Annotated in this window: 8 protein-coding genes (1 of these 8 only partly in view); all 8 read left to right on the forward strand. The window is 70.4% G+C overall.

Going from position 1 to position 26,032, the window contains the following annotated elements:
* Positions 1–5,287: the end of a non-ribosomal peptide synthase/polyketide synthase gene (locus JRI60_RS37610; RefSeq protein ID WP_204220838.1), read on the forward strand. The gene continues 21,875 nt to the left of window position 1, outside the view; only the last 5,287 of its 27,162 coding nucleotides appear in the window; the start codon falls outside the window, past its left edge; the stop codon is at positions 5,285–5,287.
* Positions 5,280–20,327, forward strand: coding sequence for a non-ribosomal peptide synthetase (locus JRI60_RS37615; protein WP_204220839.1), 15,048 nt, complete (start codon positions 5,280–5,282; stop codon positions 20,325–20,327). Before JRI60_RS37610 ends, JRI60_RS37615 begins: the two co-directional genes overlap by 8 nt.
* 115 nt (positions 20,328–20,442) lie before the next feature.
* Entirely contained in the window at positions 20,443–22,044 is a 1,602-nt protein-coding gene (locus tag JRI60_RS37620; RefSeq protein ID WP_204220840.1) for an MBL fold metallo-hydrolase, read from the forward strand.
* Between the two features lie 8 nt (positions 22,045–22,052).
* Positions 22,053–22,619 (forward strand): hypothetical protein, encoded by a 567-nt coding sequence (locus tag JRI60_RS37625; protein WP_204220841.1) that lies wholly within the window; start codon positions 22,053–22,055, stop codon positions 22,617–22,619.
* Positions 22,616–23,629 carry a M28 family peptidase gene (locus tag JRI60_RS37630; RefSeq protein ID WP_204220843.1) on the forward strand — a complete coding sequence of 338 codons (1,014 nt, stop codon included), beginning with the start codon at positions 22,616–22,618 and terminating at the stop codon, positions 23,627–23,629. The genes JRI60_RS37625 and JRI60_RS37630 overlap by 4 nt, the downstream gene beginning before the upstream one ends.
* Positions 23,626–24,162, forward strand: a complete 537-nt coding sequence (locus tag JRI60_RS37635; RefSeq protein WP_204220844.1) for a hypothetical protein — start codon at positions 23,626–23,628, stop codon at positions 24,160–24,162. Before JRI60_RS37630 ends, JRI60_RS37635 begins: the two co-directional genes overlap by 4 nt.
* A gap of 220 nt (positions 24,163–24,382) precedes the next feature.
* The gene (locus JRI60_RS37640) at positions 24,383–25,204 is read left to right on the forward strand and encodes a fatty acid desaturase (protein ID WP_204229261.1); all 822 of its coding nucleotides are present in this window, start codon (positions 24,383–24,385) and stop codon (positions 25,202–25,204) included.
* 34 nt (positions 25,205–25,238) lie between these two features.
* Positions 25,239–25,988 carry a 16S rRNA (uracil(1498)-N(3))-methyltransferase gene (locus JRI60_RS37645; protein WP_204220846.1) on the forward strand — a complete coding sequence of 250 codons (750 nt, stop codon included), beginning with the start codon at positions 25,239–25,241 and terminating at the stop codon, positions 25,986–25,988.
* The last annotated feature ends 44 nt before the right edge of the window (positions 25,989–26,032 follow it).

Raw genomic sequence — 26,032 nt, forward strand, 5'->3', positions numbered from 1 at the left:
CACCCTCGAGTACCTGGGCCGCATCGACTTCCAGGTGAAGGTGCGCGGCTACCGCATCGAGCTGGGTGAAATCGAATCCGTCCTGGCCCGCCTCCCGCAGGTGCGCGAGGCCGTGGTGCTCGCTCGCGAGGACGTGCCCGGCAACAAGCGCCTGGTGGCCTACGTCGTGGCTCGCGAGGGACAGTCCCTCGAGGCCTCTGCCCTGAAGGCCGCGCTCAAGGAGCAGCTGCCCGAGTACATGGTGCCCTCCGCCTTCGTCACGCTGGAGGCCCTGCCCCTCACCTCCAACGGCAAGGTGGACAGGAAGGCCCTGCCCGCTCCGGACGCCTCCAACCTCTCCGGTGCCCGCGAGTACGTTGCCCCTCGTTCTCCGGTGGAACAGACCCTGGCCGATGTCTGGGCCCAGGTCCTGCGCCTGCCCCGCGTCGGCATCCACGACAACTTCTTCGAGCTCGGCGGCGACTCCATCATCAGCCTGCAGATCATCGCCCGTGCGCGACAGGCCGGCCTGTCGCTCTCGGCCCGCCAGCTCTTCAAGCATCAGACCATCGCCGAGCTGGCCTCCGTCGTCCGCGACTCCGCGGCTCCGGTCATCGAGCAGGGCCCCGTCGTGGGGCCGGTGCCCCTCACTCCCATCCAGCGCTACTTCCTGGGCAAGGACTCCGAGCTCCACCACTTCAACCAGTCCATGGCGGTTCAGACCCGCCAGCCGCTGGATGTGGCGCTGCTGGAGAAGGCCCTGCGTCTGCTCGTCTCCCACCACGACGCCCTGCGCCTGTCCTTCCAGCGCGTGGACGGCGTCTGGCGGCAGAACAACACCTCGCCCGATGAGGCCCCGCCTTCGCTGGTCCAGGTGGATCTCTCCACCCTGCCCGCGGAGCAGAGGCAGCGGGCCCTGCTCGAGGAGACCACCCGTCTCCAGTCCAGCTTCTCCCTGTCCCAGCCCCCGCTGCTGCGCGCCGCCCTCTTCCACTTCGGTGAGGGCCAGCCCCAGCGCCTGTTCATCTGCGCCCACCACCTCGTGGTCGACGCCGTCTCCTGGCCCGTCCTTCTGGAGGATCTGGAGTCCGTCTACCAGCAACTGCTGCGCGGCCAGCAACCGACCCTGCCCGCCAAGACGACCTCCTTCCAGTCCTGGGCCCAGCGCCTGGAGGCCCACGCTCGCTCCGCCACCCTGGAGGCCGAGGCCCCCTTCTGGTTGGAGCTCGCCCGTCGTCAACCGGCGCCCTTGCCCACCGATGCCTCGGGCCCCAACACCTTCGCCTCCGAGCAGTCCGTCTCCTTCTCGCTCGACGCCGAGGCCACCCGCCTGCTGCTGCAGGAGGTGCCCTCCGCCTGGCGGGCTCACATCAATGACGTGCTGCTGAGCGCCCTGGCCCAGGCCCTCTCCGAGTGGACCGGCCAGAGCCAGGTGCTCGTGGACCTGGAGGGCCACGGCCGCCAGGAGCTCTTCCCGGACGTGGACCTCTCACGCACCGTGGGCTGGTTCACCTCCGTCATGCCCGTGCTGCTGGAGCTGCCCGCTGGCGGCTCGGCGGGTGACGGCCTGCGCTCCGTGCGCGACACGCTGCGCCGCATCCCCCACAACGGCATCGGCTTCGGTCTGCTGCGCTACCTCGGTGCACCCGCCCTCTCCGAGCAGCTCGCGGCCCGGCCTTCCGCGCAGGTGGCCTTCAACTACCTGGGTCAGCTCGACGCGGCGGCTGACGCCTCCTCGCTCTTCTCCTTCGAGCGCGAGTCCGTCGGCCCCAACATCTCTCCGTCCGCACGGCGCTTCCACGCGTTGGAAGTGGGGGCCTCCGTCGTCCAGGGCCGCCTCGGCGTCACCCTCTCCTTCAGCACCCACCTGCACCAGCGCTCCACCATCGAGTCTCTGGCCCAGCGCTTCCTGCACCACCTGCGTGCCCTCATCGATCTGCGCCACTCCGAGGACGCCCGCCGCTTCACGCCCTCGGACTTCCCGCTCGCTCGCCTCCCGGCGCCGGCACTCGACACGCTGCTGGCCACCACGGGCCAGGACATCGAGGACATCTATCCGCTGACGCCGCTGCAGCAGGGAATGCTCTTCCACTACCTGCTGGCTCCCGAGTCCGCCGTCTACTTCGAGCAGACCGCCTGGACCATGAACCAGGGGCTGGACCTGGAGGCCTTCCGCAAGGCCTGGCAGGGCGTCCTCGACCGCAACCCCATCCTGCGCACCAGCTTCCACTGGAAGGACCTGGACGCCCCCCTCCAGGTCGTCCACGTCCACGCCGAGCTGCCCATCGAAGAGCACGACTGGCGCGGACTGCCGGCCGAGGAACAGCGTTCCCGCTTCGAGCGCTTCCTCGCCGAGGATCGCCAGCGCGGCTTCGAGCTCTCGCGCGCCCCGCTCGTGCGCTTGACGGCCTTCCGGCTCGGTGAGGACTCCCACCGCTTCCTCTGGAGCCACCACCACCTGCTGTTGGATGGCTGGAGCCTCGGGTTGATCATCCACGAGGTCTTCGCCCTCTACGACGCCTTCCACTCGGCGACCGAGCCCTCGCTCCCCACGCGTATGCCCTTCAGGGACTACATCGCGTGGATGCAGGGGCGTGACGCCTCCGCGGACGAGGCCTTCTGGCGCTCCACCCTCGCGGGCTTCTCCGCTCCCACCCCGCTGCCCGCCGACACCCATGCCCTTGCGGCCCAGGGTCAGTCGCCCTCCCTGCACGAGGAGGATCTGAAGCTGTCCGCGGAGCAGACCACCACCCTCATGGCCTTCGCGCGCCAGCACCAGCTCACGCTCAACACGCTGGCCCTGGCCTCGTGGGCGCTCGTCCTCTCGCGCTACAGCGGTGAGTCCGATGTCCTCTTCGGCACCACCGTGGCCGGCAGGCCTCCGGAGCTTCCCGGCTCCGAGGACACGTTGGGTCTCTTCATCAACACGCTGCCCGTCCGCGTCTCGCTGTCCTCGGCCTCCTCGACCGTCCTGTCCTGGCTCGAGGCCCTGCAGGACCACCAGCTCCAGGCCCGCCAGCACGAGCACAGCTCGCTCACCCAGCTCCACGCGCTCAGCGGGCTGCCCCGGAGCACTCCCCTCTTCGAGTCGCTGCTCGTCGTCGAGAACTACCCCATCGACTCGGTCCTGCGGCAGCGCACCTCGATGGAGGTGACGGACGTCTTCGGCCTCGAGCGCTCCAACTACCCGCTCACCCTCTCCGTCATACCGGGAGAGCGGGTACGGCTGAAGCTCGCCCACGAGGCCCCCCGCTTCGAGTCCGCGTCCATGCAGCGCCTGCTGACGCACTGGCGCAACGCGCTCCTGTCCCTGGTGGAGCACGCCTCCGCGCGTCCGAGCGACGTCTCGCTCCTGTCCGCCGCCGAGCGTGCACAGGTGGTGGAGGAGTGGAACAGCCCCTCCCTGCTCGGCTACCCGCGCGACGCCTCCCTCTCCGTCCTCTTCCAGGAGCAGGCCCGCCGCACACCCGACTCCGTGGCCCTCGTCTTCGGCGACCAGCGCCTCACCTACCGCCAGCTCGACGAGCGCTCCAACCAGCTCGCCCACCTGCTGCGCCGCATGGGAGTCCGCGACAACACCCTCGTCTGCCTCTGCCTGGAGCGCTCGCTCGAGCTCGTCCTCTCCATCCTCGCCATCATCAAGGCCGGCGGCGCCTACGTCCCTCTCGATGCCTCCTACCCCCGTGAGCGCATCGCCTCCATGCTGGAGGACGTCGCCTCGCCCCTGCTCCTCACCCAGGACAAGTTCCTCTCCACCTTCTCCGGCCGCTTCTCCACCACGCTCTGCCTCGACTCCCAGTGGCAGCAGGTGCTGGCCGAGCCCGGCTCGGCGCTCCACACGGACACCCATAGCGGCAGCCTCGCCTACGTGATGTTCACCTCCGGCTCCACCGGCCGGCCCAAGGGCGTCTGCATCCCCCAGCGCGGCATCTCCCGCCTGGTGTTGGGGACGGACTACGTGCACTTCGGCCCCGGGGAGGTGTTCCTCCAGACGGCTCCGGTGGCCTTCGACGCCTCCACCCTGGAGATCTGGGGTGCGCTGCTGCACGGCGGCAAGCTGGTGGTGCCTCCGCCCCACCCGATGTCGCTCGAGGAGCTGGGCGCCACGCTGGACCAGCACGGCGTGTCCACGTACTTCCTCACCACGGCGCTCTTCGCGCAGATGGTGCAGCACCAGCCTGGGCCGCTCTCCCGGGTCCGCCAGCTCATGGCGGGCGGCGAGCTGATGCCGGTGGAGTACGCGCGCCAGCACCTGGCGAACATCCGCGAGGGCACCTCCTTCCACCACGCCTACGGTCCCACGGAGAACACCACCTTCTCCACGATGATGCGGTTGGAACCGGGCACGAAGGTCGGCGCGAGTCTGCCCATCGGCCGGGCCATCGCGCACTCCAGTGCGTACGTGCTGGACGACACGTTGCGGCCGGTTCCCCCCGGCGTGCCGGGAGAGCTGTACGTCGGCGGAGACGGTCTGGCCTGGGGTTATCTCAACCGCCCCGAGCTCACCGCCGAGCGCTTCATCCCCAACCCCTTCGCCTCCTCTCCCGGTGAGCGCCTCTACCGCACCGGTGACAGGGTGCGCTGGCTGTCCGACGGCACGCTGGACTACCTCAACCGCCTGGACAACCAGGTGAAGGTGCGCGGCTTCCGCATCGAGCTGGGCGAGGTGGAGACGGCGCTGCTGGCCCACCCCTCCGTGCGCGAGACCATCGCCCTCGTGCGCGAGGACGTGCCCGGCGACAAGCGCCTGGTGGCCTACTTCGTTTCCCACGAGGGCCACACGCTCGACCCCGCCGGCCTGCGCTCCTTCCTCGCGGAGAAGCTGCCCGGGTACATGGTGCCCTCGGCCTTCGTGGCCCTGGCGGCCCTGCCCCTCACGCCCAACGGCAAGGTGGACAGGAAGGCCCTGCCCATGCCGGAGGGCGCGTCCGCGGGGAGCGACTCCTACGTGGCGCCTCGTGACGAGACGGAGCAGCGGATCGCCAGCATCTGGAGCGAGCTGCTGAAGGTGCCGCGCGTGGGCATCCACGACGACTTCCTGGCGCTGGGCGGGCACTCGCTGCTGGCCACCCAGGCCGTGTCGCGGCTACGCAATGCATTCCAGGTCGAGCTCACCGTGCGCGACTTCATCCAGGCGCCCACGGTGGCCGAGCTCTCGCTCCGCATCCTCCAACTCACCGCCCAGGTCTCCACGGAGGAGCTCGACCAGATGATGTCGAAGCTCGAATCCCTGAGCGACGACGAACTCCAGCAATTGCTGTCCGCCGAAGAGCAGACGGCCACCAAGGACGAAGATTCACATGAGTGACGACATCCTGAACGAGGAGTTGCGCAAACGCCTGGCGAAGCTGCCTGCGGAGAAGCGCGAGCTGCTCATGCGGCAGCTCCGGCAGAAGAGCGCGAGCGTGCCCCAGACGCAGCGGCAGGTGGCCGTCATCGAGCGGCAGCCGCGTGATGGCGCTCCGCTCCCGCTGTCGTTCGCCCAGCAGCGCCTGTGGTTCCTCGACCAGCTCGAGCCGGGGCAGGCGAACTACAACGTCCCCCTGGCCGTGCGGTTGGAAGGCGCGTTGGATCTGCCGTGCCTCCAGCGCAGCTTCGACGAGCTGGTGCGCCGCCACGAGGCCCTGCGCACCACACTCCGCTCCGAGGTGGAGGGCAACTTCCAGCTCATCTCCCCGCCCGCGCCCCTGCCGCTGGCCGTGGTGGACCTGAGGTCACTGCCCGAGGGGCAGCGCGAGGCCGAGTCCCGCCGGCTCGCCGCGGAGGAGAACAACAAGCCCTTCGATCTGGAGCGGGGTCCGCTGCTGCGTGCGACCCTGATGAAGCTGTCGGAGCGCGAGCACGTGCTGGTGCTCGTCATGCACCACATCGTCTCGGACGGTTGGTCCATGGGCGTGCTGGTGCGCGAGATGGCGGCCCTCTACGCGGCGTTCCGCCAGGGCCAGCCTTCGCCCCTGCCCGAGCTGTCCATCCAGTACGCCGACTACGCCGTGTGGCAGCGGCGGTGGCTGCAGGGCGAGACACTCGCCAAGCAACTCACCTACTGGAAGCAGCAGCTCTCCGGTGCACCCACGTCGCTGGAGCTGCCCACCGACAGGCCCCGCCCGGCCCAGCAGTCCCAGCACGGCTCCACGCTCCGCTTCCAGCTCCCGCGCGAGCTGTCCGAGTCCGTGAAGGCGCTCGGCCAGGCCGAGGGAGCCACGCCCTTCATGACGTTGCTGGCCGCCTTCCAGGTGCTGATGCACCGCCACAGCGGCCAGGACGACATCCTCATCGGCTCGCCCATCGCCGGCCGCCACCGCGCCGAGCTCGAGGGCCTCATCGGCTTCTTCGTCAACACGCTCGTGCTGCGGGCCCGCCTGGGTGGCAACCCCACCTTCCGCGAGTTCCTGCGTCAGGTGAAGGAGACGACGCTGGGCGCCCAGGCGCACCAGGACGTGCCCTTCGAGAAGCTGGTGGAGGAGCTGCGTCCCGATCGCGACCTGAGCCGCACGCCGCTCTTCCAGGTCCTCTTCACCTTCCAGAACAGGTCCTCGGAGTCCATGCCGGGACCGGACCTGATGCTGCGGCCCATCGAGGTGGACTCCACCGCCTCCAAGTTCGACCTGGGCCTCACGCTCACCGACACGGCCCAGGGACTCAGCGGCCTGCTGGAGTACAAGGACGAGCTGTTCGATGCGTCCACCGTGCGCGGGATGATGGACCACCTGCGCGTCCTGCTGGAGGGCATCGCCGCCCGTCCCGACGCTCGCATCTCCGAGTTGCCGCTGCTCTCCCCCGCCGAGCACCAGCAGTTGCTGCGGGCCGGTAGCCCCGCCCCGCGCGAGCTGCCCCGGCCCGCCCTGGTCCACCGCTCCTTCGAGGCCCAGGCCCTGCGCACTCCGGATGCTCCCGCCGTGCGCGGCGGCGGGCAGCCTCTCTCCTACCGCCAGCTCAACGAGCGCGCCAACCAGCTCGCCCGCCACCTGCGCCGGCTCGGCGTCGGCCCCGACGTCCTCGTCGCCGTCTGCCTGGAGCGCACGCCCGACCTCGTGGTGGCCCAGCTCGCCACGCTCAAGGCCGGCGGTGCGTATCTGCCGCTCGACCCCTCCCTGCCCCGCGAGCGCCTGGACTTCATCCTCTCCGACGCCGGCACCGCGGTGCTGCTCACTCACTCCTCCCTGAAGGACGTGCTCTCTCCTCGCGGGCACGTGTTCCTCATGGACGAGCACTGGAGCCAGGTGGAGCAGGAGCCCGTCACCAATCTGGACGTCGCGGTGGATGGCGAGCACCTGGCCTACGTCATCTACACCTCGGGCTCCACGGGCCGTCCCAAGGGCACGCTCCTGCGCCACGCCGGCCTGTGCAACACCTCCCTGATGCTCATCGACACCATGCGTCTGCGTCCGGGCAGCCGCGTGCTCCAGTTCTTCTCCGCCGGCTTCGATGCCTCCGTCTCCGAGATATGGCCGCCGCTGCTGGCGGGCGCGGAGGTGGTGCTCGCCTCTCGCGAGGAGCTGGCTCCCGGTGCGCCTCTCATGCGCGTGCTCAAGGAGCAGGCCATCACGGTGGTGACTCTGACGCCCTCCGTGCTCGCCCAGCTCGAGCCCCAGGGACTCGAGCACCTGGAGACACTGTTCTCCGCCGGTGAGGCGTGCACGCCCGACGTGGTGGCGCGCTGGAAGCCGGGCCGTCGCTTCATCAACGCCTACGGCCCCACCGAGACCACCATCTGCGCCACGCGTTCGGACAACGTGGACGCCAGGCGCATCTCCATCGGCCAGCCCTACCACAACGTGCGCGTGTACGTGCTGGACGCCAACCTGCGTCCGGTGCCCGTGGGCGTGCCCGGTGAGCTGTTCATCGGTGGCGCGGGCCTGGCCCGCGGCTACCTCGGCCGTCCCGAGCTCACCGCCGAGCGCTTCATTCCCGATGCACTCAGTAACGAGCCCGGTGCGCGCCTCTACCGCACCGGTGACCAGGTGCGCTGGCTGCCCGATGGCACCCTCGAGTACCTGGGCCGCATCGACTTCCAGGTGAAGGTGCGCGGCTACCGCATCGAGCTGGGTGAAATCGAATCCGTCCTGGCCCGCCTCCCGCAGGTGCGCGAGGCCGTGGTGCTCGCTCGCGAGGACGTGCCCGGCAACAAGCGCCTGGTGGCCTACGTCGTGGCTCGCGAGGGACAGTCCCTCGAGGCCTCTGCCCTGAAGGCCGCGCTCAAGGAGCAGCTGCCCGAGTACATGGTGCCCTCCGCCTTCGTCACGCTGGAGGCCCTGCCCCTCACCTCCAACGGCAAGGTGGACAGGAAGGCCCTGCCCGCTCCGGACGCCTCCAACCTCTCCGGTGCCCGCGAGTACGTTGCCCCTCGTTCTCCGGTGGAACAGACCCTGGCCGATGTCTGGGCCCAGGTCCTGCGCCTGCCCCGCGTCGGCATCCACGACAACTTCTTCGAGCTCGGCGGCGACTCCATCATCAGCCTGCAGATCATCGCCCGTGCGCGACAGGCCGGCCTGTCGCTCTCGGCCCGCCAGCTCTTCCAGCACCAGACCATCGCCGAGCTTGCCTCCGTCGTCCGCGACTCCGCGGCTCCGGTCATCGAGCAGGGTCCCGTCGTGGGGCCGGTGCCCCTCACTCCCATCCAGCGCTACTTCCTGGACAAGGACTCCGAGCTCCACCACTTCAATCAGTCCATGGCGGTTCAGACCCGCCAGCCGCTGGATGTGGCGCTGCTGGAGAAGGCCCTGCGTCTGCTCGTCTCCCACCACGACGCCCTGCGCCTGTCCTTCCAGCGCGTGGACGGTGTCTGGCGGCAGCGAAATGCCTCCATGGAGGAGGCCCTGCCGTCACTGCTCCAGGTGGATCTCTCCACCCTGCCCGCGGAGCGGAGGCAGCGGGCCCTGCTCGAGGAGACCACCCGTCTCCAGTCCAGCTTCTCCCTGTCCCAGCCCCCGCTGCTGCGCGCCGCCCTCTTCCACTTCGGTGAGGGCCAGCCCCAGCGCCTGTTCATCACCGCCCACCACCTCGTGGTCGATGTCGTCTCCTGGCGCGTCCTCCTGGAGGATCTGGAGTCCATCTACCAGCAACTGCTGCGCGGCCAGCAGCCCTCCCTGCCCGCCAAGACGACCTCCTTCCAGTCCTGGGCCCAGCGTCTGGAGGCCCACGCTCGCTCCGCCGCCCTGGAGGCCGAGGCCCCCTTCTGGCTCGAGTTCGCCCGTCGTCAACCAGCGCCCCTGCCCACCGATGCCTCGGGCCCCAACACCTTCGCCTCCGAGCAGTCCGTCTCCTTCTCGCTCGACGCCGAGGCCACCCGTCTGCTCCTGCAAGAGGTGCCCTCCGCCTGGCGTGCGCACATCAATGACGTGCTGCTGAGCGCCCTGGCCCAGGCCGTGCGCGAGTGGACCGGCCAGAGCCAGGTGCTCGTGGACCTGGAAGGCCACGGCCGCCAGGAGCTCTTCTCCGACGTGGACCTCTCGCGCACCGTGGGCTGGTTCACCTCCAGCATGCCCGTGCTGCTGGAGCTGCCCGCTGGCGGCTCGGCGGGTGATGACCTGCGCTCCGTGCGCGACACGCTGCGCCGCATCCCCCACAACGGCGTCGGCTTCGGTCTGCTGCGCTACCTCGGTGCGCCCGCCCTCTCCGAGCAGCTCGCGGCCATCCGCACACCCCAGATCGGCTTCAACTACCTGGGCCAGCTCGACGCGACGGCTGATGCCTCCTCGCTCTTCTCCTTCGTGCGCGATTCCATCGGCCCCGACATCTCTCCGTCCGCACAGCGCTTCCACGCGTTGGAAGTGGGGGCCTCCGTCGTCCAGGGCCGCTTCGGCGTCACCCTCTCCTTCAGCACCCACCTGCACCAGCGCTCCACCATCGAATCCCTGGCCCAGCGCTTCCTGCACCACCTGCGTGCCCTCATCGACCTGCGCCACTCCGAGGACGCCCGCCGCTTCACGCCCTCGGACTTCCCGCTCGCTCGCCTCCCGGCGCCGGCACTCGACACGCTGCTGGCCACCACGGGCCAGGACATCGAGGAGATCTACCCGCTCTCGCCCCTGCAGCAGGGCATGCTCTTCCATTACCTGCTGGCTCCCGAGTCCGCCGTCTACTTCGAGCAGACGGCCTGGACCATGAACCAGCGGCTGGACCTGGAGGCCTTCCGCAAGGCCTGGCAGGGCGTCCTCGACCGCAATCCCATCCTCCGCACCAGCTTCCACTGGAAGGATCTGGACGCGCCCCTTCAGGTCGTCCACACCCGAGCGGTGCTCCCCTTCGAGGAGCACGACTGGAGGGGGCTGTCCGCCGAGGAACAGCGCTCCCGTTTCGAGCGCTTCCTCGCCGAGGATCGTCAGCGCGGCTTCCTGCCCTCGCGTGCGCCCCTCATGCGCGTGACGGCCATCCGGCTCGGCGAGGACTCCTACCGCTTCCTCTGGAGCAATCACCACCTGCTGCTGGACGGTTGGAGCCTCGGGCTGATCATCCACGAGGTCTTCGCCCTCTACGACGCCTTCCGCACCGGCTCCACGGCGCAGTTGCCCTCGCGGCCTCCGTTCCGCGATTACATCGCCTGGATGCAGGGGCGCGACGCCTCCGCGGACGAGTCCTTCTGGCGCTCCACCCTCGCGGGCCTCTCCGCTCCCACCCCGTTGCCCTCCGACACCCACGCGGCTCCCGCGGGCGGCGAGGCACCGTCCTCCCATTCGTTCGAGCTGGAGCTGGGTCCGGGGGACACCTCCGCCATCCAGGCCTTCGCGCGCCAGCACCAGCTCACGCTCAACACGCTGGCCCAGGCGTCCTGGGCGCTCGTCCTCTCGCGCTACAGCGGTGAGTCCGACGTCGTCTTCGGCACCACCGTGGCCGGCAGGCCTCCGGAGCTTCCCGGCTCCGACAACATGATGGGCCTGTTCATCAACACGCTGCCCGTCCGCGTCTCGCTGCCCTCGGCGTCCTCGGCCGTCCTGCCCTGGCTCAAGTCCCTCCAGGACCACCAGCTCCAGGCCCGCCAGTACGAGTACTCCTCGCTCGTCCAGCTCCAGGCGCTCAGTGGGATTCCCCGGGGTAACTCCCTCTTCGAGTCGCTGCTCGTCGTCGAGAACTACCCCCTCGACTCCGCCATGCAGCAGCGCACCTCGATGGAGGTGAAGGACTTCCTCGCCGTCGAGCGCACCAACTACCCGCTCACCCTCGCGGTGCTCCCGGGCGACCACATCCACCTGCGCCTCTCCTACGAAGCCCCCCGCTTCGAGTCCGCGTCCATGCAGCGGCTGCTGGCGCACTGGCGCAACGCCCTCGTGTCCCTGGTGGCCAACGCCTCCTCGAGCCTGGGCGACCTCTCGCTCCTGTCCGACTCCGAGCGCGCGCAGGTGGTGGACGAGTGGAACGCCACGGGCTTCGACTACCCGCGCGACGCCTGCATCCATCAGATCTTCGAGCAGCAGGCCGCGCTGCGTCCCGACGCCATCGCCGTCGAGTTCGGTGAGCAGCGCCTCACCTACCGTCAGCTCGACGAGCGCGCCAACCAGCTCGCGCACCTGCTGCGCTCCCACGGCGTCGGCCCCGATTCCCTCGTGGCGCTCTGCCTGGAGCGCTCCGCGGAGCTCATGCCCTCGCTGCTGGGCATCCTCAAGGCCGGCGGCGCCTACCTCCCGCTCGACGCCGCCTACCCCCAGGAGCGCCTGGCCTTCATGCTCCAGGACTCCCGGCCTCGCGTCCTGCTCACCACGCGCGCCCTGCGCGACAAGCTCCCCGCCACCCCGCTCCCCACGGTCCTGGTGGAGGAGCTGAGCCTGGAGGGGCTGCCCACCACGGCGCCCGTCTCTGGCGTCACCTCGGGCCATCTCGCCTACGTCATCTACACCTCCGGCTCCACCGGCACCCCCAAGGGCGTCGCCATCGAGCACCGCTCCGTCATGCGCCTGCTGCATGGCGCCAGCTACGCCCGCCTGGGCCCCGATGAGACCTTCCTCCTCATCGCCCCCATCTCGTTCGACGCCTCCATCCTCGAGCTCTGGGGACCGCTCCTCTTCGGCTCCCGCCTCGTCGTCTTCCCGGCGTCCTCCCCCAGCGACCTGGACCTGCTCTCCCAGGTGATCAGCCGCTACTCCGTCACCACCCTCCACCTCACCTCCGGCCTCTTCAGCCAGATGGTGGACCTGCGCCTGGACGGCCTGCGCGGCCTGCGCCAGCTGCTCACCGGTGGTGACGTCGTCTCCGCTCCCCACGTGCGCCGCGCCCTGGAGGAGCTGCGCCTGCCCGTCACCGCCTGCTACGGCCCGACGGAGAGCACCCTCTTCACCTCCTGCTGGCGCATGACTTCCACGGAGCAGGTGGGGGCCTCCGTCCCCATCGGCCGTCCCATCTCCAACACCCAGGTGTACGTGTTGGACTCGCGGCTGCGGCCCCTTCCCGTGGGCGTGCCCGGCGAGCTCTTCATCGGCGGCGACGGCCTGGCCCGTGGCTACCTCGGCCGCCCGGAGCTCACCGCCGAGCGCTTCATCCCCAACCCCTTCGGCCCTCCCGGCTCCCGCCTGTACCGCACGGGTGACCTGGCGCGCTGGCGCTCCGACGGGGTGCTGGACTTCCTCGGCCGCCTGGACAACCAGGTGAAGGTGCGTGGCTTCCGCATCGAGCTGGGCGAGGTGGAGTCCGCCCTCCTGGCCCACCCCTCCGTGCGCGAGGCCATCGCCCTCGTGCGCGAGGACGTGCCCGGTGACAAGCGCCTGGTGGCCTACGTCGTTGCCCATGAGGGCCACACGCTCGACTCCGGCACCCTGCGCTCCTTCCTCCAGCAGCGGCTGCCCGAGTACATGCTGCCCTCGGCCTTCGTGGCCCTGGCGGCCCTCCCCCTCACCGCCAACGCCAAGGTGGACAGGAAGGCCCTGCCTGCTCCGGAGGCCTCGCTCGCGGTGGAAGGCGCTCACTACGTCGCCCCGCGCACTCCCACCGAGGAGAAGCTCGCCGCCGTCTGGGCCGAGGTGCTGCGCGTGCCTCGCGTGGGCGCGACGGACAGCTTCTTCGAGCTGGGTGGCCACTCGCTGCTGGCCACCCAGGTGACGTCGCGCATTCGCGCCGCGCTCGGCGTGGAGCTGCCCCTGCGCGCCCTCTTCGCGGCCCCCACGCTCGAGGCGCTCGCCCGGCGCATCGACGAGGCCGCCCGGGGAGCAACGCTCTCCGCGCCGCGGCCCGTCTCGCGGGAGCAGTCCCTGCCGCTGTCCTTCTCGCAGCAGCGCCTGTGGTTCCTCGACCAGCTCGAGCCCGACAGCGCGCTGTACAACATGCCCACGGCGCTCCGCCTGGAGGGCCCGCTGGACCTCGAGGTGCTGGAGCGCTGCTTCACCGAGCTGGTGCGCCGTCACGAGGCACTCCGGACGACGTTCCAGGCCAGCGGTGAAGCGCCCACCCAGGTCATCGCTCCGCCCGCGCCCCTGGTGCTCGCGCGCGTGGACCTGGGTCCCCTGCCCGCCGAGCAGCGGGAGGCCGAGGCCCTCCGCCTCGCGGAGCGGGAGGCGCGCCGCCCCTTCAACCTGAAGCACGGTCCGCTGCTGCGCGTCACGCTGCTGAGGCTGACGGACACCGAGCACGTGCTGGTGCTCAACATGCACCACATCGTCTCGGACGGCTGGTCCATGACGGTGCTGGTGCGCGAGATGGCCGCCCTCTACGACGCCTTCAGCCAGGGCAAGCCCTCGCCGCTGCCCGAGCTGCCCGTGCAGTACGCGGACTTCGCCGTGTGGCAGCGCCAGTGGCTCCAGGGCCAGACGCTGGAGAACCAGCTCACGTACTGGAAGCAGCAGCTCGCCGGCACGCCGGGACTGCTGGAGCTGCCCACCGACAAGCCCCGCCCGCCGGTGCAGACGTTCAACGGCACCCTCCATCCCCTCCAGCTGCCTCGCGAGCTGTCCGAGGCGGTGAACGCGCTCTGCCAGCGTGAGGGCGTCACGCCCTTCATGCTGCTGCTGGCCACGTACCAGACGCTGCTGCACCGCTACAGCGGCCAGGACGACATCGTCGTCGGCTCGCCCATCGGCGGCCGCCGCCACACGGAGACGGAGGGCCTCATCGGCTTCTTCGTCAACACGCTGGTGCTGCGCGCGCGCTTCTCCGGCGGGCTGACCTTCCGCGAGCTGCTGCGTCAGGTGAAGGAGACGACGCTCGGCGCCCACGACCACCAGGACCTGCCCTTCGAGAAGCTGGTGGAGGAGCTCCAGCCGGAGCGCGATCTCAGCCACAGCCCGCTCTTCCAGGTGTGGTTCGTGCTGGATCAGCCCCAGCCTGGCGCCTCGTCCGTGCAGGGCCTGACCCTGCGTCCGGTTGAGGCGGGCACGGGCGTGTCGAAGTTCGACCTGACCCTGTCGCTCTCCCAGTGGCCCGAAGGGATCTCCGGCGCCATCGAGTACAACACCGACCTGTTCGACGCGAGCACCATCGAGCGCATGGCCGGGCACCTGCGGGTGCTGCTGGAGAACGCGGTGGCGCGGCCCGACACGCGCGTGGCGGATCTGCCGCTGCTGCCCCCGTCCGAGCACCACCAGATCCTCGGGGAGTGGAACGCCGCCCGCCGCGAGCTGCCCCAGCCGGCCGTGGCCCACCGGCTCTTCGAGGCCCAGGCGCGCCGCACGCCGGACGCCATCGCGGTGCGCGCCGCTGGCGGAGAGCACCTCACGTACGCGGAGCTCAACGAGCGCGCCAACCAGCTCGCCCGTCACCTGCGCCGGCTGGGCGTCGGCCCCGACGTCCTCGTCGCCGTCTGCCTGGAGCGCACGCCCGACCTCGTGGTGGCCATGCTGGCCATCCTCAAGGCCGGCGGCGCGTGGCTGCCGTTGGATCCGTCGCTGCCCGCCGAGCGACTGGATCTCATCGCCACGGACGCCTGGGCGCCGGTGCTCATCACCGACTCGTCGCTGGAGTACCTGCTGGATCGGCGAGGGATCGTGTTCCTCATGGACGAGCACTGGAGCCGTGTGGAGCGCGAGCCCGACACGGATCTGGACGTCGCGGTGGAAGGCGAGAACCTCGCCTACGTCATCTACACCTCGGGCTCCACGGGCCGTCCCAAGGGCACGCTCCTGCGCCACGCGGGTCTGTGCAACACCGCCCTGCTGACCATCGACGCCATGCGCCTGCGTCCGGGCAGCCGCGTGCTCCAGTTCTTCTCCGTCGGCTTCGATGCCTCCGTCTGGGAGATCTGGCCCACGCTGCTCTCGGGCGGAGAGCTGCTGCTCGCGCCTCGCGAGGAGCTGATGCCCGGCGCCCCGCTCACGCGCGTGCTCAAGGAGCAGGCCATCACGGCGGTGACGCTGACGCCCTCCGTGCTCGCCCAGGTCGAGCCCGAGGGACTGGAGCACCTGGAGACGATCGTCTCCGCGGGTGAGGCGTGCACGCCCGACGTGGTGGCGCGCTGGAAGCCGGGCCGTCGCTTCATCAACGCCTACGGCCCCACGGAGACGACCATCTGCGCCACGCTCTCCGACGACGTGGACGCGAAGCACATCACCATCGGCCGGACGTTCCACAACGTGCGCGCCTACGTGCTGGACGCGCACCTGCAGCCGGTGCCCGTGGGCGTGCCGGGAGAGCTGTGCATCGGTGGCGTGGGCCTGGCCCGCGGCTACCTCGGCCGTCCCGAGCTCACCGCCGAGCGCTTCGCTCCGGATGCCTTCAGTGACGAGCCCGGTGCGCGCCTCTACCGCACCGGCGATCAGGTGCGCTGGCTGCCGGACGGCAACATCGAGTACCTGGGCCGCGTCGACTTCCAGGTGAAGGTGCGTGGCTACCGCATCGAGCCGGGGGAGATCGAGTCCGAGCTGGCGCGGCATCCTTCGGTGCGCGAGGCGGTGGTCGTGGCACGCGAGGACGTGCCCGGCAACAAGCGCCTGGTGGCCTACGTGGTGGCGAACGAGGGCCAGGAGACCGACACGGGCCAGCTGCGCGGCTACCTCAAGCAGCGGCTGCCCGAGTACATGGTGCCCTCCGCCTTCGTGCACCTGGAGAAGCTGCCGCTCTCCTCCAGCGGCAAGGTGGACCGCGAGGCCCTGCCGGCTCCGGGCTCCGAGGGCTCGTCGGACGATGCCTCGTACATCGCCCCGAGGACTCCGATGGAGCAGACGCTGGCCACCATGTGGTCCGAGCTGCTCGGCCTCGAGCGGGTGAGCGTGGTGGACAACTTCTTCGACATGGGCGGCCACTCGCTGCTGGCCACGCAGGTGGCCTCGCGCATCCGCGCCAACTTCGGCGTGGAGCTGCCCCTGCGCGTCCTCTTCGAGGTACCGACCCTCGAGGGGCTCGCCACGCGCCTGGAGTCCATCCTCGAATCCCGCCAGGGCCAGTCCTCCGGGGCCCCGCCCCTGACGCCGGCCGACAGGACGCGCCCGCTGCCGCTGTCCTTCGCCCAGCAGCGCCTGTGGTTCCTCGACCAGCTGGAGCCCGGCGGCATCGCGTACAACATGCCCGTGCCCCTGCGCCTGGAGGGGCCGCTGGACCTGGAGGCCCTGCAGCGCGCCTTCGACGAGCTGGTGCGCCGCCACGAGTCGCTGCGCACCACGTTCCGCACCGAGGCCGGCGAGCCCGTCCAGCTCATCGCCCCCAGCGCCACCCTGCCCCTGGCCGTGGTGGATCTGTCGGTGTTCGGCAGCTTCGAGCAGCGCGAGACCGAGGCCCTGCGTCTGGTGCAACAGGAGTCGCTGCGGCCCTTCGACCTGACGAACGGTCCGCTGCTGCGCGCACTGCTGCTGAAGCTGGACGAGCAGGAGCACGTGATGATGCTGGTGATGCACCACATCATCTCCGATGGCTGGTCGCTCGGCGTGTTCGTGAGGGAGATGGCGACGCTCTACGAGGCCTTCCGCCAGGGCCAGCCCTCGCCGCTGCCCGAGCTGTCCGTGCAGTACGCGGACTTCGCCGTGTGGCAGCGCCAGTGGCTCCAGGGCGAGACGCTGGACAAGCAGCTCTCCTGGTGGAAGCAGCAGCTCTCCGGGGCGCCCCAGGCCCTGGAGCTGCCCACCGACAGGCCCCGCCCGGCGGTGAAGACGACCCATGGCGCCGTCCACCCCCTCCGTCTGTCGCGAGACCTGTCCGACACGCTGAAGGAGCTCTGCCAGCGTGAAGGCGTCACCCCCTTCATGCTGCTGCTGGCCGCCTTCCAGGCCGTGCTGCACCGCTACAGCGGGCAGGAGGACATCGTCGTCGGCTCGCCCATCGCGGGCCGCCACCACGGCGAGACGGAGGGCCTCATCGGCTTCTTCATCAACACGCTGGTGCTGCGCGCGCGCCTGGGTGCCAACCCCACCTTCCGCGAGCTGCTGCACCAGGTGAAGGACACCACCCTGGGCGCCTACGAGCACCAGGACATCCCCTTCGAGAAGCTGGTGGAGGAGCTGCAACCGGCGCGTGACATGAGCCGCACGCCGCTCTTCCAGGTGATGTTCGTCCTCCAGAACACGCCCATCTCCGCGCAGCGCGGGGGCGAGCTGTCGCTGAGCCCCATCGAGGACACGGAGGGCCACGCCGCCAAGTTCGACCTCACCCTCAACCTGGGCGAGGTGTCCGGCGGCTTCGGCGGCGTGCTCGAGTACAACACCGACCTCTTCGACGCGGCCACGGCGGCGCGTCTGGCGGGCCACTTCCGGGCCCTGCTGGAAGCCGCCGTGGAGCGGCCGGACGTGGCGGTGTCCGAGCTGAACCTGCTCACCGAGGCCGAGCGTCACCAGCTCCTCGTGGAGTGGAACGACACCGCGGCCGACTCCCCCCGTGGCACCTGCTTCCACCAGCTCTTCGAGGCCCAGGTGGATCGCACCCCGGAGGCGGTGGCGGTGGTGTACGAGAACGACCAGCTCACCTACCGCGAGCTGGACTCGCGCGCCAACGCCCTGGCCTGGCACCTGCGCTCGCTGGGCGTGGGGCCCGAGGTGCTCGTGGGGCTCTACCTGGAGCGCTCGGTGGAGGCCCTCGTCGGCATGCTGGGCATCCTCAAGGCCGGCGGCGCCTACGTGCCGTTGGATCCCACCCACCCGGGTGAGCGCGTCCGCTCCATCATCGAGGACGCCAGCGCCAGGGTGCTCGTCACCCAGCGTCCGCTGCTCGAGCGGCTCGCCGGGTACTCCGGGCCCTCCATCTGCCTGGACACGGAGGGGGAAGTGCTGGCGCGCCAGCCCACCACCCGCCCGCCGTCCTCCGCCGGACCCGACAACCTCGTGTACGCCATCTTCACCTCCGGCTCCACGGGGCGGCCCAAGGGCGTGGCCATCGAGCACCGCCAGCTCGTCAACTACCTGTGGGGCGTCACCCAGCGCCTGCGGCTGGAGCCGGGGCTGGGCTTCGCCTCCATCTCCACGCTGGCGGCGGACCTGGGCAACACCGCCATCTTCCCCACGCTGTGCCACGGCGGCACCCTCCACCTGCTCTCGCGCGAGCAGACGCTGGAGCCGGCGGCCCTGGGCGAGCACTTCGAGCGCCACGCGGTGGAGGGACTGAAGATCGTCCCCACCCACCTCTGGGCGATGCTCTCCTCGCCCAATCCCGAGCGGGTCCTCCCGCGCCGCAGGCTGGTGCTGGGTGGAGACCGGCTGGACTGGGCGCTGGTGGACAGGGTCCACGAGCTGGCGCCGGAGTGCGAGGTCTTCAACCACTACGGCCCCACCGAGACCACCGTGGGAGTGCTCACGCGGCACGTGCCTCGCGGCGGCCAGTCGCGCCTGGGCAGCTCCGTGCCGCTGGGCCGCCCCATCCCCAACGTCCGCGCGTACCTGCTGGATGAGCACCTGCAACCGGTGCCCATCGGCGTGCCCGGCGAGCTCTACTTCGGAGGCGACTCGGTGGGCCGCGGCTACCTGGGCCGCTCGGACCTGACGGCCGAGCGCTTCATTCCGGACCCCTTCGGCGAGCCGGGAGCGCGCATGTACCGCACCGGGGATCGGGCGCGTTACCTGCCCGACGGGAGCATCGAGTTCCTCGGCCGGGCGGACCACCAGCTGAAGATCCGCGGCTACCGCGTGGAGCTGGGGGAGATCGAAGCGGTGGTGGCCCGTCACCCCGCGGTGCGCAAGGCCGTGGTGGTGGCGCGCGAGGACAGACCGGGCGACAAGCAGCTGGTGGCCTACCTCCTGGCGAACGAGGGCCAGAGGCTGGAGCCCACCGCCCTGCGTACCTTCCTCAAGGAGCAGCTGCCCGAGCACATGGTGCCCTCGGCCTTCGTCCAGCTGGAGTCCTTCCCCTTCACGGCCAACGGCAAGCTGGATCGCAAGGCCCTGCCCGTCCCCGAGGGAGCCGCGCTCTCCTCGGGCGGTGACACGGTCGCCCCGCGCACCGAGGAGGAGCGGCGCCTGGCCGACATCTGGGCCCGGGTGTTGCGCGTGCCCCGCGTGGGCGTGCGTGACAACTTCTTCGAGCTGGGGGGCCACTCGCTGCTGGCCGTGCGGCTGATGAGCCGGATCCGCGAGGCCACGGGACACGCCCTGCCCCTGGCCACGCTCTTCCAGGCGCCCACGGTGGAGCAGATGGCGTCCTTGCTCCGCCAGGGCGCGGAGCCCCGGCCCTGGTCGCCGCTGGTCCCCTTCAGTGGCGCCGGTGGCGCACGGCGTCCCTTCTTCTGCGTCCACCCGGTGGGAGGCAACGTCCTCTGCTACGCCGAGCTGGCGCGTCAGCTCGGTCCGGACCAGCCCTTCTACGGCCTGCAGGCCCCGGGGCTCGAGGGGGGCGCGCCGTTGGCCCTCATCGAGGAGATGGCGGCCTGCTACATCGAGCTGATCCGCACGGTGCAGCCCACGGGCCCCTACCTGCTGGGAGGTTGGTCCCTGGGAGGCGTCATCGCCTACGAGATGGCGCGGCAGTTGGAGCGCCGGGGAGAGCAGGTAGAGGTGCTGGCGCTCATCGACTCGCTCACCCCCGCGGCGCAGCCGGCACGCCCCGAGCTGTCGGCCTCCCAGGTGGCGATGATGTTCGCCCTGGACCTGGTGGGCACCTCCGGAGCCGGGCTGCCGGCGGAGCCGGAGCGGCTCGCGGAGCTGGGCGTGGACGAGCTGCTGGCGAAGCTGCTGGAGCTGGGACGCGCCAGCGGCGTGCTGGCTCCGGACACGAGCTTGGAGCAGCTGCGCGACCTGCTGCGCGTCTTCGAGAACAACCTGCGCGCATCGCGGCACTACGAGCCCGTGCCCTACGGCGGCCCGGCCACCCTCTTCCTGTCCAGCGAGGGCCGGCCCGAGGGCCTCCCGGAGGACAACGGCTGGCGGACGCTGGTGGGCGGCGGGCTGGAGCTGCACGCCCTGCCCGGCAATCACTACCAGTTGCTGCGCTCGCCCACCGTGGAACGGCTCGCCGGGATGCTGAAGCAGGCCCTGGAGCACGCCCACTCCCGGAGCGCCACGCGCACGGGCTCCGCCTGACGTCTCACCCCCGTCGCGGCCCGCCTGGACGTACGTCTTGGCGGGCCGCCCGGGGACATGCTCTCATTCCCCTACCCACCCCTCCCCCCTTCGCTCCCGGAGAGGCCTACCCTCCATGTCCGAGCAATCCCTGTATCGCCTGTCGGATCACACCTGCATCACCCCGCTCATCCAGAGCTGGGGGGCGTGGTGGATGAACTTCGCTCCCATCCCGGCCGTCCTGCACGCGCACAGCTTCCAGCTGCCGCTGCTCAAGGCCTACCTGCAGAACCCCGACTTCCACGCGCGCGCGGCGAAGGATCCGGCCCTCAGTGGTGGCTCCTTCGTCGGAGTCCCCGCCGAGCGGGCCGGTGAGGTGAAGGCCCTGCTGCAGAAGATGCAGGAGGAGCAGGCCGACAACCTCAAGCTGGCCGAGTCCCTGGAGGAGTTCCAGCGGTGGTTGCTGGAGGAGGCCCGCGGCCAGTCGCTGGAGCCGTACTACACGAAGGTGCCCGAGCCGCTGCGCGGCCGCGTCGAGCTCCTCTATGACTACAACAACCGCCCCTTCCTCCGGGTGATGGAGGGGATGCTGTACCGCAGCCCCGTGCACAAGCGGGACATCCAGTCGCTGCGGCTGTGGAACCTGGAGACGGACGCGGGCCGCCCCAGCCTGCTCACCACCCCGTACATGATGGAGCCGGGGCAGATCGACGTGCGGGTGCCCTTCGACGAGAAGCGGATGGACGCGCTCTTCGGGCTGGACCAGGAGCCGCGGCCGCTCGGCTTCATCCGGGACGTGCTGGGCTCCGCCGTCACCAGCGACGCGCAGCTGCTGCCGATGCTCACCCAGGAACCGCTGCGCCCCTACACCCCGTGGGAGGGCAGCGTGCCTCGCGTGCGCTACCTGGGCCACGCCTGCGTCCTCATCGAGTGGAAGGGCACCACCATCATGGTGGACCCCGTCATCAGCCCCCGCCCGACCGCCGGAGGCCATCCCCGGATGAACTTCCAGGAGCTGCCGCCGCGCATCGACTACGCGCTCATCACCCACAGCCACGCGGACCACTACTCCTTCGAAACGCTGCTGCGCCTGCGCCGGCGCATCGGCCACCTGGTGGTGCCCCGCTCCAACGGGCTGCTGCTGGGCGACTACTCCCCCAAGCTGCTGGCCCGCGCCCTGGGCTTCGAGAACGTCCTGGAGCCGGAGGCGTACGAGTCGCTGCCCATCCCGGACGGGGAGATCGTCATCGCGCCGTTCCTCGGCGAGCACGGGGACGTGGGCCACGCCAAGTCCGCGTTCCTGGTGCGCATGGGCAAGCAGCAACTGCTCTTCGCCGCCGACTCCATGAACGTGGATGACGCGCTCTACCGCAACATGCGCCAGGAGCTGGGCACCGTCCAGACGGTGTTCATGAACACGGAGACGGAGGGCGCGCCGCACACCTGGACCATCGAGGCGCTCTTCCCCAAGAAGCGCGACCGCAAGCTGGAGAAGAACCGGCGCTGCCGCGGCAGCAACGCGGACGAGGGCCTGCGGATGATGGAGGTGCTGGGCGCGAAGCGCCTGTACAACTACGCCATGGGCCTGGAGCCGTGGATGGAGCACATCATCGGGCCGGCGAGCGGTCCCGAGGCGCCGCGCATGAAGGAGTCCGAGCGGCTGCTGGCCGGAGCCCGCTCGCGCGGGTGGGTGGCCGAGCGGCTCACCCAGCCCATCGACTTCCTCCTGGAGGAGTGAACCGGGACATGGCGATCCGACCCGTTGGCCTCCTCCTGGCGGCCGCCCTGCTGGTGGCCCTCCCCGCGAGGGCCGGCTCCCGCAACGAGCTGTCGCTGGGGCTGTCCGTCCTCGAGCACGTCTCCTATGCCCGTAGCTCCAATCCCTTCCTCCTGATGGAGGCGGCCTTCCTGCGCACGGCGGCCGAGGAAGGCGGCTTGAGCGCGGTGCAGTTCGGAGGAGGGCTGCGGACGGGCAGCGGGCCCGCCACGAAGACGCCCCTGCCGCTGGAGGTCTTCGTCCACGCGCAGGTGGGCGCGCGGTTCGGCGTCTGGGCCCCCACCGCGGGCCCCGAGCTGGGGTTCTCGGGCTTCACCCAGCTCGTCGACACCGTCCTGATGCGCGGCCGTCAGCACGAGTACGAGGACTCGCGGCTGGGCCCCGTGTACTTCGCCTTCGGGGCCAGCCCGCTGCGCTTCCAGCTCGGCCGGTTCACGTTGAGCGCGCTCCAACTGCGCGTGGGCACCAGCTTCCCCGCACCGGGCGCCAGCGTCCGCGTGCAGCTCGGGCTCGTGAGCGTGGGAGGTGGATGGTGAAGCTGCGTCTTCCACGAGGTGTCCTGGCGGCCCTGCCGCTGCTGGCCCTGACGACGTGTGCCCCCGCGGTGCCCACCTTCCCGGAGCTGGAGTTGGAGAAGCTCGCGGAGCTGGCCGGCAAGGTGGACGCGGAGCGGCTGATGGCCCACGTGCGGAACCTGGCCGAGTCGCACCAGGCGGAGAGCCCCCTGACCTGCTCGGACCGGGAGCGCGAGAACTACGAGCCCACCTGCCACCTGACGCGGGACAACGCGCGCGAGCTGATGAAGAAGCGGCTCGAGGCCCTGGGGCTCCAGGTACGGCTGCAGGAGGGCGAGGACTCGGGCTTCCAGGTCACCAACGTCGTGGCGGAGCTGCCGGGCACCACCCGCCCCGAGGAGGTGGTGCTGGTGGGCGCGCACTTCGACGCCTTCTACATGGGCGCCGACGACAACGCCTCCGGCGTGGCGGCGGTGCTGGAGCTGGCTCGCGTCTTCTCGCAGTACCGCTTCGAGCGCACCGTGCGCTTCGTGGGCTTCGATCTCGAGGAGAGGGGTTTCCTGGGCAGCACCCAGCTGGTGAACGCGCTCGGCGGCGAGCACCTCACCGCCGCCCTCGTCTTCGACAGCATCGGCTACTACGACAGTACGCCCGGCTCGCAGACGTCGATCCCCGGCCTGCCCTCCCCCGACACGGGTGACTTCCTGGCCGCCATCGGCAACGACGGCTCGCGCCAGTTCGTGTCCGAGCTGTACGAGCTCAACCGGCGGCTGGGACTCATGAAGGTCGTCCCCATCATCGCTCCGGGAGAGGGCGCCACGCCCATCTCGGGCAACCTCATGCGCAGCGACCACTCGCCCTTCTGGCTCACCGGGAGGAACGCCGTCTTCCTCACCGACACGGCCGACTTCCGCAACGCGAACTACCACACGGACAAGGACGTGCCGGAGACACTCTCCCCCGAGCCCTTCCGCCAGGCCGTGCGCGTGTCCGCCGTGAGCCTCGCCTGGTGGGCGGGAGGTCCCCGATGAAGAAGGCGCTTGCCTGGGCCCTGCTCGCGCTGCTGGGCTCCACCCCCGCCGCCGCCGAGGGCGTGTCCGAGTCCCCGGCCCACCGGTTCACCGTGTATGCCCACTCGGGGGCGGGCATCTACCTCTCCGACACGCGGACGCTGGGCGGCATCGGCGGAGGCGTGGGCGTGCGCGACACCCTGGACGATCGCTTCATCCTCCAGGCGGACCTCGGCTACCTGGGGGCGATCGGCAACGCCGCGCAGGTGCGCGTGGGCGCGGGCCTCCAGCGTCGGGGCATGTACACCCCGGCGGCGCTGCTGGTGCTCACGGGGATGGTGGGCAGCGGTCTGCACTTCCTCACGCCCGAGCACCCCACGCCCATCTCGGGGCCCCTCTTCACCCTGGGGGTGCAATTGGCGCCGCTGCGCTTCACCACCCCCACGGGCATGCAGGTCTCCGTGCTCGAGCTGGGTCTGGGCGCGAGCCCGGAGCTGCCCGGCCTGGGCCTGAGCTACCAGGTGAACCTGCTCGAGGTGGGGACCTCCTTCTAGTCCCCGCCCGCGCCGCACCGCGTCGCCGCCCCCAGTCCGGCTGCCCGCCGGGAACCAGGGGAGCTGGCGCAAGCCCCCCAGCCCGGCCGGCGTTCCGGGTGGGGGGTATTTCGTCCAGAATTCACCAGAACGCGGCCCGCGTCCTGTACTCTTGCAGCGCCCCTGTCGCGGAGAGATTGAGACCTTGTTCAGGCATCCCGAAGATCGCATCCCCGTCCTCATGTTCGTGTGCGTGTTCGCGCTCGACCTGACCGTCTACTTCACGGCGCAGAGCTGGTGGCTACCGATCCTGTATCTGGGGCTGGGGGCGATTCCCAAGGGGTGGATCAGCTCGTGGAACCACCACCACCAGCACCTGACGATGTTCCGCCACCCCCTGCCCAATCGCCTGCTGGAGATCATCTTCGGGTTCCAGACCGGGGTGACCTCGCATGCGTGGTTCCTGCACCACGTGGTCGGCCACCACCTCAACTACCTGGACCAGACCCAGGACGAGTCGCGGTGGAAGCGCCCCGACGGCAGCACCATGGGAGAGATGGAGTACGCGCTCAAGACGACGCTCTCGGCCTATCCCAGGGCCTTCCAGGTGGGGAAGAAGTACCCCCAGGCGCGGCGCATCTTCGTGAGCATGGGCCTGCTGCAGCTGGCGCTGCTCGGCGTGCTGTTCTGGCACAACTGGTACAACGCGCTCTTCGTCTTCCTGCTGCCCATGTGCCTGTCGCTCTACCTGACGGCGTGGGCCACCTACTTCCACCACGTGGGCCTGGAGACGAAGGACCACAACGAGGCGTCGTACAACATCCTGCACCGGGGCTATAACCTGATGACGGGGAACCTGGGCTACCACACCGCGCACCACTCCAAGCAGGGGCTGCACTGGTCGAAGCTGCCGGAGCTGCACGCGAAGCTGGCGCGGAACATCCCGGCCAACCTCTACCGTCAGCCGGGCATCCCGTTCGTGTGGAGCGGTTCCGAGGCGAAGCTGGAGCTGGGCAACGAGGAGATCGAGGCGATCGCCCAGCAGGAGCCCGCGGGCACCTGAGCCGGCGGGGAGGAGTGATAAGCACGGAGCCACCTTGAACCTCCTGCTCCTCCAGGACTCCGATTTCCTCCCGGACGGCACCGTCCAGATGACCGGCCGCCGCGCCCAGCACGCTCGCGAGGTGCTGCGCGCCGAGCCCGGGGAGACGCTGCGCGTCGGGAAGCTCGGCGGGCTCGTGGGCACCGGCGAGGTGCTGGAGAACACCCCCGGCCTGCTGCGCCTGCGCGTCACCCTCACCGACCCGCCTCCCCCGAGGGCCGGAGTGGATCTGCTGCTCGCCATTCCCCGCCCCAAGGCCCTCAAGCGGGTGCTGCCCGCGGTGGCGCAGCTCGGCGTGGACCGGGTGGTGCTCGTCAACGCGGCCCGGGTGGAGAAGAGCTACTTCGACTCCAAGGTGCTGGCCCCCGACTTCATCGAGGAGCTCCTCCTCCAGGGATTGGAGCAGGCCCGGGATACCCGTCTGCCCGAGGTGCTCGTCCGCGAGCGCTTCCGCCCCTTCGTCGAGGACGAGCTGGACGCCATCTTCGGCACCCAGGCCCTCCGGCTCCTCCCCCACCCGCCGGCGAGACAGCCACTCACCCGGGTAGGCGTGCAGACGGCCCCCCGGATGGTGCTGGCCGTGGGGCCGGACGGCGGCTGGGTGCCCTTCGAGGCGGAATTGCTGGAGGCACACGGCTTCCACCCCTTCTCGCTGGGGCCGCGCATCCTCCGGGTGGAGACGGCCGTCCCCGTCCTGCTCGGTCAACTGGCACTTCTAAGGGAGGACATCGCGCGCACGACGTAGTGCATCAGGCTTGAAGGAGCGCGTGGGGATGTTCAAGAGTCGTC

The sequence above is a fragment of the Archangium violaceum genome (genome assembly GCF_016887565.1).
GTDB classification, from domain to species: domain Bacteria; phylum Myxococcota; class Myxococcia; order Myxococcales; family Myxococcaceae; genus Archangium; species Archangium violaceum_B.